The sequence below is a fragment of the Porphyromonas sp. C0026D3 genome, assembly GCF_056590775.1.
In genome coordinates this window covers 32,721-48,535 of record NZ_JBWPWU010000007.1, presented here as the reverse complement: position 1 = coordinate 48,535, position 15,815 = coordinate 32,721, and the positions used below count along the sequence as shown (strand labels likewise).

Annotated in this window: 14 protein-coding genes; all 14 read right to left on the bottom strand. The window is 55.7% G+C overall.

Translation table 11 applies throughout. The features are described from left to right. Positions 1–114 precede the first annotated feature (114 nt). Complete coding sequence (locus AC1EK1_RS06755) at positions 115–2,250, bottom strand: M3 family metallopeptidase (RefSeq protein WP_480306332.1); 2,136 nt, start codon at positions 2,248–2,250, stop codon at positions 115–117. A gap of 148 nt (positions 2,251–2,398) precedes the next feature. After that, the gene (locus AC1EK1_RS06750) at positions 2,399–3,361 is read right to left on the bottom strand and encodes a hypothetical protein (RefSeq protein WP_480306330.1); all 963 of its coding nucleotides are present in this window, start codon (positions 3,359–3,361) and stop codon (positions 2,399–2,401) included. Positions 3,362–3,435: 74 nt separating this feature from the next. Continuing rightward, the gene (locus tag AC1EK1_RS06745) at positions 3,436–4,074 is read right to left on the bottom strand and encodes a ribonuclease H1 domain-containing protein (protein WP_480306329.1); all 639 of its coding nucleotides are present in this window, start codon (positions 4,072–4,074) and stop codon (positions 3,436–3,438) included. Beyond that, positions 4,067–4,753: a thiamine diphosphokinase gene (locus AC1EK1_RS06740; RefSeq protein WP_480306327.1), complete on the bottom strand. Its 687-nt coding sequence runs from the start codon at positions 4,751–4,753 to the stop codon at positions 4,067–4,069. The genes AC1EK1_RS06745 and AC1EK1_RS06740 overlap by 8 nt, the downstream gene beginning before the upstream one ends. Positions 4,754–5,123: 370 nt before the next feature. Further along, on the bottom strand, positions 5,124–5,891 hold the full coding sequence (locus AC1EK1_RS06735; RefSeq protein WP_480306325.1) for a JAB domain-containing protein: 768 nt from the start codon (positions 5,889–5,891) through the stop codon (positions 5,124–5,126). A gap of 19 nt (positions 5,892–5,910) precedes the next feature. Next, complete coding sequence (locus AC1EK1_RS06730) at positions 5,911–7,017, bottom strand: mannose-1-phosphate guanylyltransferase (protein ID WP_480306324.1); 1,107 nt, start codon at positions 7,015–7,017, stop codon at positions 5,911–5,913. Between the two features lie 68 nt (positions 7,018–7,085). Then, positions 7,086–7,730 carry an MBL fold metallo-hydrolase gene (locus AC1EK1_RS06725; RefSeq protein WP_480306322.1) on the bottom strand — a complete coding sequence of 215 codons (645 nt, stop codon included), beginning with the start codon at positions 7,728–7,730 and terminating at the stop codon, positions 7,086–7,088. After that, positions 7,727–8,362 (bottom strand): 16S rRNA (guanine(527)-N(7))-methyltransferase RsmG, encoded by a 636-nt coding sequence (gene rsmG, locus AC1EK1_RS06720; protein WP_480306321.1) that lies wholly within the window; start codon positions 8,360–8,362, stop codon positions 7,727–7,729. The genes AC1EK1_RS06725 and rsmG overlap by 4 nt, the downstream gene beginning before the upstream one ends. Then, positions 8,325–9,179, bottom strand: a complete 855-nt coding sequence (locus AC1EK1_RS06715) for a DUF3298 and DUF4163 domain-containing protein (RefSeq protein WP_480306320.1) — start codon at positions 9,177–9,179, stop codon at positions 8,325–8,327. The genes rsmG and AC1EK1_RS06715 overlap by 38 nt, the downstream gene beginning before the upstream one ends. 31 nt (positions 9,180–9,210) lie before the next feature. Beyond that, a complete protein-coding gene (recQ, locus tag AC1EK1_RS06710) occupies positions 9,211–11,397 on the bottom strand; it encodes a DNA helicase RecQ (protein ID WP_480306319.1) in 2,187 nt (728 codons plus the stop codon). A 537-nt stretch (positions 11,398–11,934) separates the two neighbouring features. Further along, positions 11,935–12,945, bottom strand: coding sequence for a type I glyceraldehyde-3-phosphate dehydrogenase (gap, locus tag AC1EK1_RS06705; protein WP_480306318.1), 1,011 nt, complete (start codon positions 12,943–12,945; stop codon positions 11,935–11,937). 126 nt (positions 12,946–13,071) lie between these two features. Then, a complete protein-coding gene (locus tag AC1EK1_RS06700; RefSeq protein WP_480306316.1) occupies positions 13,072–14,253 on the bottom strand; it encodes an acyltransferase family protein in 1,182 nt (393 codons plus the stop codon). After that, positions 14,250–14,993 (bottom strand): shikimate dehydrogenase family protein, encoded by a 744-nt coding sequence (locus AC1EK1_RS06695; protein ID WP_480306315.1) that lies wholly within the window; start codon positions 14,991–14,993, stop codon positions 14,250–14,252. The genes AC1EK1_RS06700 and AC1EK1_RS06695 overlap by 4 nt, the downstream gene beginning before the upstream one ends. After that, positions 14,990–15,772 (bottom strand): ubiquinone/menaquinone biosynthesis methyltransferase, encoded by a 783-nt coding sequence (locus tag AC1EK1_RS06690; protein WP_480306314.1) that lies wholly within the window; start codon positions 15,770–15,772, stop codon positions 14,990–14,992. The genes AC1EK1_RS06695 and AC1EK1_RS06690 overlap by 4 nt, the downstream gene beginning before the upstream one ends. Between the last annotated feature and the right edge of the window lie 43 nt (positions 15,773–15,815).

Here is a 15,815-nt window from a genome sequence, read left to right as displayed (position 1 = left end):
GAAGGTGTTGTCGTTGTCTATAGTTGCGACAAAGATACCAAAAAGAAAGACCGAGAGTCTCCCATCGGGTTGGGAGCTCTCGGCCTTGCCTTTTTCGTTGGTCAGTGGATGGGCTTACTTGATCCCGCGTGCGGGCAGTAGTGCGGCCACATCAGGTGCGGCCAGGCCGGTGAAGTCCGTAAAGGCTTGCGACAGATCCACGGTGTTGCCTTTGCTGAGGATCTTGTCTCGGAATGCCTGCCCTACCTCCGGACTGAGTGACCCATGGGTGGTGAAGTAGTCCATCACGTTGGCTGTGAGGACCTCACTCCAGACATAGCTGTAGTAGCCGGCCGCATAGCCACCGCCCCAGACGTGGTTGAAGTACGAGGTACGGTAGCGTGGGGCGATCTGCGGAAGATTGAGCCCAGACTCCTCGAGCGCACGTGCCTCAAATGCGGGCGCATCCGCCTCTGCCACCACTTGGTCGGAGCCGGTCAGGTGCCAGGCCATGTCCATGTAGGATGCGGCAAGGTTTTCGGCCAGTGAGTAGGTGGGCAGGTAGAGGACGGAGTTGAGCATATTTGCCTTGAGCTGTGCGGGCATGGGCTCGCCTGTCTCGTAATGCTTGGCAAAGTGGTCAAAGACCTCCGGGACAGTGGCAAAGTATTCGTTGAACTGTGACGGCATCTCGACGAAGTCGCGAGATACGGCGGTGCCACTGAGGGTCTTGTACTTGCAGTCGCTGAGTAGGCCGTGTAGGGCATGCCCAAACTCGTGGAAGAGGGTCGTCACGTTGTCCCAGGTGCAGAAGGTTGGTTGGCCCTCCGGTGCCTTGACTATGTTGAGGACGTTGTAGATGATCGGCTTGGTTTCGTTGAAGTAGCTCTGCTTTTGGAATGCGCTCATCCAGGCACCGCCACGCTTGGTTGGGCGAGCGTAGGGGTCAAAGTAAAAGAGCCCGATCTCGCTTCCGTCCTTGTCCTTGACGGTGAAGACGCGCATGTCTTGGTGGTAAGTGGGGAGGTCGAATCTCTCCTCAAAGGTGAGCCCATACACCCGATTGGCAGCGTAGAAGACCCCGTTTTTCAGCACGGAGTCCACTTGGAAGTAGGGCTTCACATCGTCCTCGGAGATGCTGAAGTGCTCCTGCTTCATTTTGGCGGCGTAGTAGGGGATGTCGTAGGGTTGTAGGCTAAAGTCACTGCCCATGGTCCTCTGGGCATACTTCTCGATCTCCTTCATCTCGGCTTCCAGCTTGGGTCGGAAGTCGCTGATGAGGGTGTTGAGGAAGTCCATCACGGTTGCCGAGTTTTTCGCCATGGCGTTGGAGAGGCTGTAGTCTGCATAGTTTGCGAAGCCCAGTATCTCTGCTTTCTTGGCTCTCAGCTTGGCTAGCTCGACGACGATGGGGTAGGTGTTGTACTTGGAGTTTTCGTCCGTCCTGTGTATAGAGGCGTTGAAGATACGCTCACGCAGGGCGCGGTTTTCGAGTGATGCGAGGATGGGCTGTTGGGTGGTGTTGGTGAGGATGACCGCATAGGGGGCCTTGGCACCATTCTCTTCGGCGTTGTGCTTGAGCTGCTCCAGTGCATCCTGTGATACGCCGGCGAGTTCCTCTTCGTTGTCGATCCAGACGAGTGAGTTGTTGACCGCTTCGGGGAGTCGTTTTCCAAAGATCTGCTCGAGTACGGCGATCCGGGCATTGATTTTCTCCAGCTCTTCCTTTTGTCCCTCTTCGAGGTTGGCGCCACTGCGTACAAATCCATCGTAGATCTCTTTCAGCAACTTTTGGTCCTCTCCTTGGAGGGTGTTGTACTCGTTGTCGTAGACGGTCTTTATTTTCTCAAACAGCTTTTCGTTGAAGGTGATCTCGTCGCTCCAGGAGGTGAGCATCGGGATGACCTCTGCCTCGATCTTGGTGATCGCATCGGTGCCGTCCGCTCCCGAAACGGCAAAAAACGTATTGGTCACACGGTCCAGCAGCTTGCCACTGCTCTCGTAGGCGAGGATGACGTTTTCAAAAGTGGGGGCCTCTGGGTTGTCGATGATGGCCTGGATCTCTTCTTCTTGTTGGGCTATGCCATATTTGATGGCGGGTAGATAGTCTTCGTCCGTGATTTTGGCGAAGTCGGGTGCACCAAATGCGAGTGTGCTGACCTCCCCGAAGGGGTTGCCTTCGATTGAGATGGCCGCTTTTTTGTTGCACCCTGCTGTGGCGAGTAGTGCCATACCGGTCAGTGTTAGGATGGTTGTTTGGATATAATTCATGGGTGTATGGTTATTTTGGTTTTTGATGGTATCCCTTTCGGACAAATATACTCAATTTTTGCTAACCCGCTGATTTAGGGGAGGCTACTTACGATTGAGGGGGCGAAAGGTTGGGCTGTCGTAGGGGTGTTTGCCTCGCGGTGAGTGCTTACACCTCGAGGTACTCGTCCTCCTCTTCTTCGATTTGCTTGGCCACCTCCTCTTGTACTTCGCGGCGCTCTTTGTTGACGATGGCCAGCTCGATGGAGTTGAGGACGTTTTGCCAAATGACATAAAAGGCCGGGACGATGAAGACGACGGGGTTCATGAAGGTCTGAGCTATCCAGATGGCTAGGATGGTGTTTTTTTGGCCGAGTGATTGTCGTCCGTTGACTCTCTGTCCTCCGTAGTAGGCTCCCAGCTTTTGGCCGATGTAGTAGAGGATGACCGCCAGGCCTGCCGCTGACACGGTGTAGACAAAGGCGTCGCGTATGGTGAGGATGTCGCTGGTCATGAAGGTGTGGATGGTGTTGGCGGATATGATGGCGACATTGACCATCCAGACGTAGAAGGTGAGCCCCACGTACTTGGAGAGCCCATCATGCACTCGCGGTGCGAGGTAGCGCAGGCCCCAGATCAGTGCCAGGGGTAGGATGAGGAGTGCGGAGACTTGCCCCAGTATGGCGAGGACATTGTCCATGTAGGTGCCTCCCATATCCGGATAGACTGCGCTGATGAGGAGTGGGGCCGTGAGGGCTATGAGGATGTTGCAGGGGATGAGGAAGGAGGTCACAAAAGCAATGCTACCGCCCAGCATCATGGTGATGACTGCCGCTGAGGTGGCAGTGGGGGTGAGGGCGATGAGTGCCAGCCCTTGGGCGAGAATCGGGTTGAGCGGTGCGAGCACAAAGTAGATCAGCAGCCCCACGATCCACTGGGCCGCAAAGAGGGCGTAGTGGAGGGGTTCGATCCGTAGGTCCGAGGGTTTGAACCGTGTGTAGCTCAGTGCAAGCATCACAAAGAGGGAGTAGGGGAGGATGAATGTAAAGCGGTATAGGTAGGGCGTCAGGAGTGCTCCCACCAGCATGGCCCACATGAGGCCAAAGTCTTTGAAAAGCCGTTTTGCTGTCACGTTTTTAGTGGAAATAAAATAATGTTTTGGAAATAGGGGGTTAGGGGCGTCGGAGAGGGTATCCGATGGTCTGTTTATTTTCGTCCGTAGTCGGCGGGGTTTTCGCCAAATCGGGGGGTGTCCCAGAGTCGTAGGGTGTAGGGGGATAGGTCGTGGGTGCGGATCCAGTCTACCGCACGGTCCAGTGTCCGAAAGAGCTCTTCGGTCTCAGCTGTCCTGGGGAGGGTTGTCTTGTAGGCTTTTTTTTGGATCCAGCCGATGGCGATCTTGCTGTCGGAGTAGAGGGGTGGGTAGTAGCCTACCTTTTGCATGTGGGCCATAGCGTGCACGATGGCCAAAAACTCCCCCAGGTTGTTGGTTCCGAGCGGATAGACTTTGCTCGCAAAGATCACGTCGCCTGTCTCCACGACGACGCACTTGTACTCTGTCGGCCCGGGGTTGCCGGAGGTGGCGGCGTCCACGGCCCAGGCGTCCGGGTCTACGATCCCGTGCCAGTCTCCCTTGGTTTTGGTCTTGGTCTTAGTCTTGTGCCTTGGTGCGGTGGGTGGTGGACCGGCCTCGAGGAGCCGACGGGCCTCCTTGGGGTCTAGGTCTTCGTAGGACTTGAAGCGGGCTTTCACGCCATGGGTCTGTGCCTTGCACTCCTCCCATGTCTCGTAGATCCCGGGCTCTCGGCCCTCCCATACCACGTAGGTTTTTGGCCGTTTACTCATACTCCTTGCGTTTGCTCTTGCTCAGGTAGAGGAGGGCTCGCCCGTCGGAGGAGACGGTCATGGTGTGCTCGGTGATGTGGTTGAGGGTGGCCTGCCAGAGTGCCGGGAAGCTCCTTTGGACAAAAGGATAGGCCACTCCGCTCGCACTCATTGGCATTCGGTCGATGTCGAAAAAGCTCACCTCGTGACCCCTCATCCCCTCTACCACCATGGTGCCTCTAAAGGGTACAAACACCCCATACTCCGTGTGCATGGCGACTCTTGCTCCCTCCTCCAGGTAGTCGGGGAGCAAAAAGATATTGCCCAGTGTGTGGTCCTCTCTCCGACCGGTGCCACCGATGATGTGAAGGTCGCGCCAGCCTCGGTGCAGGGCTTCGTGTACGGCTTTGGTGAGGTCGTTGATCTCTTCGTCCGATACGTGTGTGAATGCGACTCCCAGCTCCTGCAGGAGGTCCGGGTCTACTGAGTCGCCGTCGCCGATCACGAGGTCGGGTGTCCGAGAGCCTGCAACGGTGACATACTGCCCCAGGGCGCCGTCACATATGAGGATGTGCTTGGCTTGACGTATGTAGTCCGGGGCGTCCGACTGAAGGGTGCCATTGGCGACCACCAGGGTGTCCGGCAAGGGCATATTGCTGATTGAGGTGAGTAGTCGTGTCGACCAGTCTTGGTTGCTCATGAGCTAGTTTGAATAATAATGGGGCAAAGTTAACTAAAAGCTTGGAGTGTGGCTATTCTCATCGCTCGCCGTCCAAAAGTCCGACCGATGTGCATACAAACTATTTTTCCCTTGGGGAAAAGTCGAAATCACTGTGTGATTTCTTCAAACCACTGTGTGATTTCTTCAAATCACTTAGTGATTTATTCAGATCACACAGTGATTTTATCTTTTTCTCCGACCTGCGTATCTTTTTCTCCGACCTGCGTGCTTTTTTCTCCAATCTTGGTGCCTTTTTCTCCGAAGAAAAAAACACCTCCCGGCCCGATAGGGCTGAGAGGTGTTTTTCTTGTTTTTTCCGAATCTTGGGCGGGGTGGTCGCTACTTGGGGCTAGAGGATGTTGCCGTGGTCGTGGTAGCTGTAGTAGCCGTGGTCAGTGATGATGAGGTGGTCTAGGAGTGAGAGGTTGAGGAGCCGTGCGGCCTCGAGGAGTTTTTGGGTGAAGCTGTCGTCTTGTCTGCTCGGGGCGAGTGTCCCTCCCGGGTGGTTGTGCACCACCATGAAGGCCGGTCCTCCTAGTCGAATAACGTGTCTCAGGATGGTGCGTATGTCGGCCGTGACCTCGGAGATGCCTCCTCGTGTGACGTTTTGGGCGGCTGTGAGGGTGTATCCGCCACTGATGACTAGGACCCACATTTGCTCCTCGGTGAGTCCGATGAAGTGGTGTCGTATGGCGTGGTATACGGCTTGGGAGGAGTCGATGGGGGTGGGGCGTCCTTCTTGGTTGTCGATCTGTGTCTGGATGCGCAGTCCGAGCTCCATGCCGGCGAGGATGGTTATTTTTTTGACATCTCCCAGTCCGGCTATGTGCTGGCAGGATCCGCTGAGGAGGTCTTTGTAGAGTGCGAGGAGGTTGTTTTGGTAGGTGGCGAGTAGGGTTTTGCTGAGCTCTAGTACGTTTTGGCGGGGTGTTCCTGTCCGTGTGAGTATGGCGATGAGTTCGGCATCGGATAGGGTTTTGATGGCGAGTGGGTCTTGCAGTATTTTTTCGCGAGGTCGCTCGTCCTCTTTCAGCTGATCCAGTCGTACTCCTTGGCCGGTGGTGTCGGTGGGTGTGGCAAAGGCGTTGTCCGACTTTTGGAAGGCGTGCTGTGCCATGGGCTGGTGGGGCTGCTTTTTAGTCGATGAATTTTTCGTCGATGTTGAGTGCTTCGGGTATGACTTGCTTGAGTTTTTGCTCCTCTCCTTTTCGGCAAATGACGAGTACGCCGTCTTTTTGGACGACGATGAGGTCGCTGATGCCTTGGAGGACGACGAGGGTGTCGGGGTTGTCGAGTACGACGAGGTTGCTGTTGCTGTCGTTGTATATGGTGGGGGTGTCGCCGACGGTTGCGTTTTGGTGTGCGTCGTGTGGGGTGAGGGTGTAGATGGTGTTCCAGGATCCGACGTCGGCCCAGCCTATGTCGCAGAGGAGCATGACGGCGTTTTGGCTCTTTTCCATCACGGCGTAGTCGAATGATATGCTGGGACAGTAGGGGTATTGCTCGGCGATGTAGGTGGCTTCGCGGGGGGTGTTCCATACGGTGTCGTCCTTGAACAACCGCTCCGAAAGCTCGGGGATATTGGTCTCGATCTCGTGCAGTAGGTGGTGGCACTGCCCGATGAAGATACCGGAGTTCCAGAAAAATTCGCCACTGTCGACCAGGACTTTGGCCATGTGCTTGTTGGGCTTTTCGGTGAAGGTCTTGACGGGGTAGAAGTGTCCCTCTCTGGGGTCGGCTTCGCTGTCGTGTGGGTCGGTGGCTTGGATGTATCCGTATCCGGTGTCGGGGTAGGTGGGCTTGATGCCTAGGGTGACGATGGTCTCTTTGGTCGTGGCCAGTGTGAGGGCTTGCCGGATGCGCTGGGCAAAGACTTGCTCTTTGGTGACTAGGTGGTCGGATGGTGCGATGGCGAGTACTGCGTCGGGGTCGATGGCGGAGATGTGCTTGGCGGCGTAGGCTATGGCCGCTGTGGTGTTGCGTTGCATTGGCTCGAGCAGGAGTGCCTGTGGGGGTAGGTCGGGGAGTTGGTCTCGGACAATGTCGGCGTACTGGATGTTGGTGACGACATAGAGGTGTCCGTCGGGAAAGACGGGTGCATATCTACGATAGGTCTGCTGCAGTAGGCTCTCTCCGGTGCCAAAGAAGTCGAGAAATTGCTTGGGTTTCCTTTTGCGGCTGTAGGGCCAAAAGCGGCTGCCGATCCCTCCGGCTAGTATGATGCAGTAGTGGTGGTTGTCCATGGGGCGCTTTTTTTGCTTTTTGTGTGATGGTGTCTGTTTTGTGCCAAAGGAGGCTCTCGGGTGGTGTCCTAGCTGTACATGAAGTGTGTGCGCTCGTACTCGATGGTGGTGGGTGCTCCGTGGCCGGTGAGGACGTGTGTGTCGCCGGGTAGGGTGAAGAGCTGTGTGTGGATGGAGGTGATCAGCTGGCGGTAATCGCCTCCCCAGAGGTCGGTGCGTCCCATCTCTCCGCCGGCAAAGAGTACGTCGCCTGTGGCGATGAGGTGGTCGGCCGGTGAGTAAAAGGCGACATGGCCTCGTGTGTGGCCCGGGACATGCAGGATCTTGAGGGTGGTGTCGCCGATCTGCAGGGTGTCGCTTGTCGGTAGTGGGCAGAAGGGTATGCTGAGGATTTGCTCGGACAGGGGGGAGCCTTTTTGGATCAGACCTTGCATGAGGTGCGGGAGGTCTTGGATGTCGGTGCTTGGGGCTTCGGGGGTGATGCCGTATCGGGCTATGATGTGGGGTGCGCCCCAGAGGTGGTCAAAGTGTAGGTGGGTGTGTATGCAGCGTGTGAGGGTCAGCCCATGGTCGGCGATGAAGCGGTCGAGCTCCTGCTGCTCCCCGGGTGTGCTGAATCCAGGGTCCACTATGCAGGCTTGCTTTGTCTCGTCCCAGAGGAGGTGGCTGTTTTCTTGGATGGGATTGACCGTGAAGGTGTGGTGCTGTATCATAGGGGGATATGGATCACTTTTTTGCTGTCGAAGTAGGGGTTGTCCGGGAAGTAGTGTATGATCTCCTCGGTGGAGCAGATCTGCCGAAAGGGGCTCAGTTCCTGTGTGAGGTCTCCGCCCTTGAGCATGATTACGCCATTGGGGAGGGCGTTGAGCTGCTCGTCGGAGGCTACGATGCGTCGGGCTATCTTCACGAGTGCGTCGGCGGGCATGGCGGCTCGGCTGACGACGTAGTGGCAGGTCGACTGGAGCTTTTCGCCTCGCTCCTGCAGGGTGGTGACGTTGTGGAGCTGTATGGCGTCGGCGATGGCTTGGGCGACGCGTACCTTTTTGCCAATGCTGTCCACGAGGGTAAAGTGTACCTCGGGAAAACGAATGGCCAGCGGAATACCCGGGAACCCTCCTCCTGTGCCGATGTCGTAGATGCGTGTGCCGGGGACGAAGCTCACAAAGCGTGCTATGGCCAGCGAGTGGAGTAGGTGGTGCTCCTCGATCTCGTCTATGTCTTTTCGGGAGATGACGTTGATTTTGGAGTTCCAGTCGCGGTAGAGTGCCGGTAGTTGTGCGAGTTGGTCTTGCTGTGTCGTGCTGAGGTCAGGGAAGTACCGGCTGATCAGGGGCAAGTCGGTCATAGGGCGGTAGGAGATAGGGTTTTAGTTGGTCGTAGGGCAGGGTGATGATGAGCTCGCCCATGGCGTAGGGTCCTACCTCATAGGGGTTGTAGACTAGGGTCACACCTTGGTCGGTGAGGTAGAGGTTTTCGGGGACGAAGAGTCGGTCGGTGTCGACCAGCTCGGCATAGCTTGCCCAGTGCTCGACCTCGGAGTCGGTGCTGTCTAGCTCAGGTATTTTGGCTCGGACAAGGTCTAGGATTTTGTCCTGGTGGCTGAGGTCGAGTAGGCTGGCGGGGGTGATGGTCTGCTGTAGGTCGAGGTCGTAGCTCTTGGTGTAGTATCCGTATATGGCGTGGGCTCCTCCGCTGTAGTTTTCGTAGTAGAGTAGTAGGGAGAGTAGTCCGTCCTTGTTGTAGACTACGCTGTCGGTGACGGATAGTTGGCTGGCAAGTGAGTAGAGTAGCGCTTTGTTTTGGGCTCCGGCTATGCTCTCGAGGTACTCTTGCTTCCTGTGCTGTGCCAATTGGCGAGCGAGGGTGTCGAGTGGTGCGTTGTGGCTTGGGAAGAGCCAGTGGTAGCGTGTGGTCATGACGGAGTCCATCCATGTCTGTAGCTCGGGCTGGCGGTTGCTCCGGATTGTTGGTCGGAGTAGTCGTAGCTTGGTCTCGTACATCTTGCCACAGTCATCGGCGACCACTCCCTCCGGGTCGTAGGAGTCGTCTATGGTGACGGTGTGCCACTCGATGAGGGCATTGAGTTCGTCGCCTTTCTTTTTGCTCTTGCAACCGATGAGTGCCGCTGCGAGCAGGAGTATGAGGGCCAGCTTTCTGTTCATGGCATTGGGAGGGACAGGGGGGGGGGGCCGATCAGTTGGCCATCTCGGAGATGAATTTGAGTCGGACCAGGCGTATCTCCTCTTCTTCGCAGTCGCCCAGTTCGCTCATGGCTGTGTCCAGGTCATCGGTCACAGATTCCTTGAAGTACTCGTAGATGTCCTCTATTTTGTCTTCGTCCATCACATCGTGTATGAAGTAGTCGAGGTTGATCTTGGTGCCGCTATAGACTATGGACTCTATCTCATCGAGTAGCTCGGGGAAGTCGAGGTTGTGCATATTGGCGATGTCCTCCAGGGATACTTTTCGGTCGATCAGCTGTACGATGGAGACTTTGAGCTTGGACTTATTGGGGACGGTGCGTATGCGTATGTCCTCCGGTCTCTGGATGTCGTTTTCCTCGACGTACTCCATGATTACCTTCAGGAAGGGTGCTCCGTACTTCTTGGCTTTGGACAGGCCTACTCCGCTGATGTTTTGGAGCTCCTCCATGGTGATGGGGTAGTAGCTTGCCATGTCTTGCAGGCTGGCATCCTGAAAGATGACGTAGGGTGGCAGGTCTTTTTCGCGTGCGATCTTTCGCCTCATGTCTTTGAGGATGGAGTACATTACCGGGTCTGCGGCTCCGCTGTCGCTGAGTGTCGCACGGGGCTCTTGGTCCTCCTCATCTTCGTCCGGAGTGGCTACCTTGAAGGATTTGGGCTTTTTGATAAAAGTTTTCCCGCTCTTGGTGAGCTCGAGTGCTCCGTATTTCTCTGGGTTTTTGCAGATGTATCCCTCTATCTCTGCTTGTTGTAGGACGGTCTCGAGTAGCTCTTCGTCCACTCCGTCGCATATCCCAAACCCCTCCAGTTGGTCGTGTTTGTAGTTTTCGATGTCTGCTGTCTCCACTCCTCTGACGAAGTCGATGACGTAGTCGGCCTTGAATTCTCCCTTGAGTTCGCTCAGGGCTTTGAGTACTTTTTGTAGCGTCTCTTTTGCTTCCACGTGTTTATGCTTTGCGTTACAGTTATCGCAGTTATGGCAGTTGTCCTGCCCATAGGTCTCACCAAAGTAGTGCATGAGGATCTTTCGACGACAGATAGGACTCTCGGCGTAGTCTCGGATCTCTCGGAGGAGTCGGCGTCCCACCTCTGTCTCGCTGTTGCTCTTCTTTTTGCTCTGGAGGAGCTTGTCCATATGCTTGACGTCCCCCATGCTAAAGTAGGCGATGCACTTCCCTTCGCCTCCATCTCGTCCGGCTCGCCCGGTCTCTTGGTAGTAGCTCTCCAAGCTCTTGGGGATGTCGTAGTGGATCACGTAGCGGACATCCGGCTTGTCGATACCCATCCCAAAGGCTATGGTCGCAACGATGACGTCGATCTCTTCGTTGAGAAAGGCGTCCTGCGTCTGCACACGTACCTTGGCATCGATACCGGCGTGGTAGGGTAGGGCTTTGATGTGATTGGCACGCAGCACTTCGGCAAAGGTCTCCACTGTCTGTCGACTCATGCAGTAGACGATTCCGGTCTTATTTGGATTTGACTTGACAAACTTAATAATATCTGCGTCAATCCCCTTATCTTTTTCCCGAATTTCGTAGTAAAGATTGGGGCGGTTGAATGAACTCTTGAATACCCGTGCGTGCTCCATGCCGAGGCTTCTCTGGATATCCTCCTGTACCAGAGGGGTTGCGGTGGCGGTCAGGGCGATGATGGGGCGGGGCATGATGCTGTCCACGACATCGCGTATGCGTCGGTACTCCGGCCGAAAGTCGTGCCCCCACTCGCTGATGCAGTGTGCCTCGTCCACGGCATAAAAGGAGACTTGGATCTCTTTGAGAAGGTCGATGTTTTCGGACTTGGTCAGGCTCTCCGGTGCGACGAAGAGCATCTTGGTGGCTCCACAGCGGAGGTCGTCGTGCACTTGGTCGAGCTGAGCGCGACTGAGGGAGGAGTTCATGAAGTGCGCCACTCGGTCGTCTGCCGAGCAGGCGCGGATAGCGTCCACTTGGTTTTTCATGAGCGCAATCAAGGGTGAGATGATCACCGCTGTGCCTTCGGAGATGAGTGCGGGGAGCTGATAGCAGAGGCTCTTGCCCCCACCCGTGGGCATCAGCACAAACGTGTCGTGCCCATCCAGGACACTGCTGATGATCTCCAGCTGGTGGTCCTTGAAGGTGTCGAACCCAAAGAAGTGCTTGAGGGTCTTGTGCAACAGTGCGTTTCGGTCGTTGTCCATGGGTCAAGATTTTGTTTCGGTGATGCGTGGCTTCCGGTGCGTCTCTCCTCTCGCTCGGTGTGGGTCGCACGAGGCAAAAATCGCCCTGGTGCAACGCTCACTCTCTATTCAGGCGCTATCTTTTCAATAAAGATAGCAAAAAAAATGATAGGATATACGCCCCACTTTCTTGGGTGAGGTCTCATGGGCACACCAGGTGGGGCGGCGGTGTGGTTTTGTTGGGAGGCTAGCAAGTTTTTTCCCCTTTTCTATCTGTCTAAGCGATTTCTTCTATCCGTGAAAACTTTCGCTTCTATCCGTGAAAAAGATTGCTTCTATCCGTGAAACTCAAGGCTATCTACAAGTAGCTGACTATCAGTGCTCCCAGGAGGGTCTTTTTGACCCCCAAAAATCGCCTTTCCGGCCCCCTTTTCCGGCCCTTTTTTGAGGGGCATCTGACCGAAAAAAAGAGCGGGTGTACCGAGATGTCTCGGTACACCCGCTCTGTGGTAAATGTGTCTGTGGCTTTTGGTCGATTGACCGTGGCCGTGGTTTGTCTTAGGCGTTGACTTTGGCGATGTGTGCGGCCATGTCGAGCATCTTGTTGGAGAAGCCGATCTCGTTGTCGTACCAAGATACCACCTTCACGAATGTGTCGGTCAGGGCGATACCTGCCTTGGCGTCAAAGATTGAGGTGTGCTTGTCACCCAAGAAGTCGCTAGATACGACTGCGTCCTCGGTGTAGGCGAGTACACCCTTCATCTCACCTTCGGCGGCTTTTTTCATAGCCTTGCAGATCTCCTCGTAGCTTGCGGGCTTTTCGAGGTTGACGGTGAGGTCTACGACAGATACGTCAAGGGTAGGTACGCGCATGGACATACCGGTCAGCTTGCCATTGAGCTCGGGGAGTACTTTGCCCACGGCCTTGGCGGCACCGGTAGAGGAGGGGATGATGTTGCCACTTGCGGCACGACCACCACGCCAGTCTTTCTTGGACGGACCGTCTACGGTCTTTTGGGTGGCTGTGGTAGAGTGTACGGTGGTCATCAGACCGTCCTTGATACCAAAGTTGTCATTGAGGACCTTGGCGATAGGTGCAAGGCAGTTGGTGGTGCAGCTTGCGTTGGAGATGATCTGTGTGCCCTTTTGGTACTTGTCGTGGTTTACGCCGTAAACAAACATTGGGGTGTCATCCTTGGATGGACCGGACATGATCACAAACTTGGCACCTGCCTTGAGGTGTGCTTGGGCTTTTTCCTTGGTCAGGAAGAGGCCGGTGCACTCAAAAGCGATGGTGGCACCAATTTCGTCCCACTTGAGGTTGGCGGGGTCCATCTCTTGGGTGCAGCGTACTTCCTTGCCGTTTACGATCAGTACGTTTCTGTTGCTGTCAAAGTCTACTGTGCCATTGAAGCGACCGTGCATGGTGTCATACTTGAGCATGTAGGCCAGGTAGTCTACATCGAGCAGGTCGTTGATACCTACTACCTCAATGTCGTTGCGCTCCATTGCGGCGCGGAAGACAAAGCGTCCGATACGGCCAAAGCCGTTGATACCTATCTTTACCATAGTTTTTTGTGTTGATTATTTGTTGAATGATTGCGTTATCTGTATTTTATTGTCTCAAAAGTGCCACAAATATACCAAAATCTGCTCACCCTTCCATAATATTGCGGAATTTTATCCCCAAAAGCTCTAGAGCTTTGTTTTGGTGTTGTCACTTTGCGCTTTTTGTACTTTGCGAGTGAGCCGGCGACGAATGGGGATGTCGTACAGCTTGAGTGCTAGGTAGCCGACGAGGAGAGCGAGTGCATAGACGCTGAGTGCCACGGGCCATGTTTGGCTAAAGGTGTAGCCGTCTCTCCATAGCCAGGAGTAGAAGTAGTACATGATCGGGTAGTGGGTGATGTAGAGCGGGTAGGAGAGGTCGCCGAGAAGGCGGCAAGCTCGCTCACTGCGAGAGGTTGTCGGCTGTGCCGAAGCTCCGATGTAGACTAGTAGCGGAAAGACCAGGATGATGCAGAGGGCATCGTAAAGGCCATTGAGCCAGGGCATTTGCCCGCCACCGATATGGGGGATGGAGAGTAGCGCAATGATGGCAAGTGATGCGTACCAAAAGGCGCCCTTGATGGGACGTTTGGAGCGCGGTAAGCGTGCTAGGAGGAGACCGGCCGTATAGGCAAATAGCAGTCGAAGCATGCCGCCAATAAAGCCGGTGCCTGCCAAAGACCAGCCACTGCCGAGGTTGCCGGCACCGGAGTAGTCGCCGAGAGCAAACCAGAGCAACCCAGCTCCTGAGGCTCCGGCTAGTGCGCCCAGCCACTTGGTGGGCAGACGGTGGAGGAATAGCCCGTAGAGGATGTTTCCGATGTACTCAAAAAAGAGCGACCACGAGGGACCATTGAGCGGAAACATCTCGCCGAAGCCTCGTATCTCGACGCCGGCACCCGGTGCGGCGGGGATCATGAGGAGGTGCATGAGGAGAGAGAGTAGTACCATGGAGATGGCTACCTTGGTGCCATCCCACTGCACACCACCCTGTACCAAGAAGGAAACAACACCTAGGAGTGCTCCGAGGATGACCAGAGGGTGAAGGCGGATCAGGCGTCTTTTGAAAAAGTTGCCCAGAGAGAGTGTCCTTTTTCTCAGTCGCTCGTCATAGGCATAGCCCATCACGAAGCCGGAGAGGATGAAGAAAAAGTCTACGGCAAGGTAGCCGTGGTTGAAGCGTTGGGTCACCGGTGAGGTGGCGTAGCCCTCAAAGATGTGGTACCAGACCACCATCAGGGCGGCGACTCCACGAAGCCCGTTGAGTAGCTCGTAGTGGGGTTTGGTGTCTGCGAATGCGGCCGCAGATGGGCGCGGAGATGGGTTCATGGGTGTTGGAATAGTTGTTCTTCGTTGGTACGAAAAAAGTCCCAGGCCACTCGTGCTTGATGGATGAGCATCTGCATGCCGTTTTGAGCCGAGGTGCCACGCTCCAATCCCTCTAGGAGGAAGGGGGTGGTACCGGGGTTGTAGTTGAGGTCGTAGAGGTGGGTGTCGACCTGCAGTGTCTCGTAGGGCAGTGGGGGCTTCTCTTGCGCATGGCGGGCGGTGCCGAGCGGGGTGGCGTTGACGATCAGGTCGTATGCGCCGAGCCCTGTCTTTCGGAGGTCGGTATAGGTGAGGTCGCCTCTCGTGCCTCGGGAGACTACTTGGGTGAGGATCCCGTGGTGGCGTAGGGCGTAGGCGACGGACTTGGCCGCTCCGCCTGTCCCCAATACGAGTGCGTGGGCGATGGTGTGCGATGGGAGCGACTGCCAAAATCCCAGCCAGTCGGTGTTGGTCCCTAGGAGGTGTCCATCGCTCTGGCGTCGGATGCAATTCACAGCACCCAGTCGCTCGGCATCGGGTGTGAGGTAGTCCAGCAGCGGGAGTACCTGCTCTTTGTAGGGGGTCGTGACCATGAGCCCGCCCCGGCGGTTGTCCGAGCGAAGGGCTCGGGCAGCCTCCAGGAGGTCGTCCGTCTGCATGTACTCAAAGGTATGCTCCGAGGAGGAGCCCCATATCCGATCCTCAAAGATCTCCTTGGATCGAGAGTGCTGTAGGTACTTGCCTACCAGTCCGTAGATCATTTGGTGTGATCAAGGGCCCGAATCTTGCCAAATCGACGCCTATTTTCGGCCAAAGTGTCTCGGAATTGGGGCTTGTAGCCTATGTAGAGGATGCAGACACCGGGGAAAAACTCGTGGTAGGAGGTGTCGCCAAATCCGGCCTCTTTCATCAGATACTCCATTACGTCTCTGCTGGGTGCGTGCTCGATGCTGTCGCAGAGGTAATCGTAGGCGGTGTCGTCGGATCCGAAAAGCCGAGCTGCTGTGGGGATTAACCTTTTTGCGTGGATTTGATAGAGGTCGTAGAGTAACTTTGTATCGGGCGTGCAGAGCTCCAGGATGGCACAGATGCCACCCGGACGCAGCACTCGGTACATCTCGCTCAGGGATAGGGGAATGTCCTCAAAGTTTCGGACCCCAAAGGCGCAAGTGACAGCATCAAAGTGGTCCTCCTCATAGGGTAGATCGGAGGCATCGACCTCGGCTATCTTGACCTGCCCCGTGAGGTCGGCATTCATCGCTTTGTAGAGTGCGTGAAAGAGCATCCGCTGCGAGAGGTCGGCCGCCACCACTGTCGCATGGGGCAGTTTTTTGGCAAGGGCTATGGATACGTCTCCGGTGCCGGCGGCGAGGTCCAGTACGAGCTTTGGTCGCTCAGCCGCCACACGTCGGACTAGCTCTTTGCGCCACAGCCGATCGAGTCCGAAGGAGTTGACTTTGTTCAAAACATCGTACTTCGGGGCTATGTGGTCGAACATCTCTTTGATCCGGCTTGTGAAGTCGGGGCGGCTTCTTGTCATGGGAGCGGTCATGATGTTGGGTGCTATTGGGTTGGTTATCGGA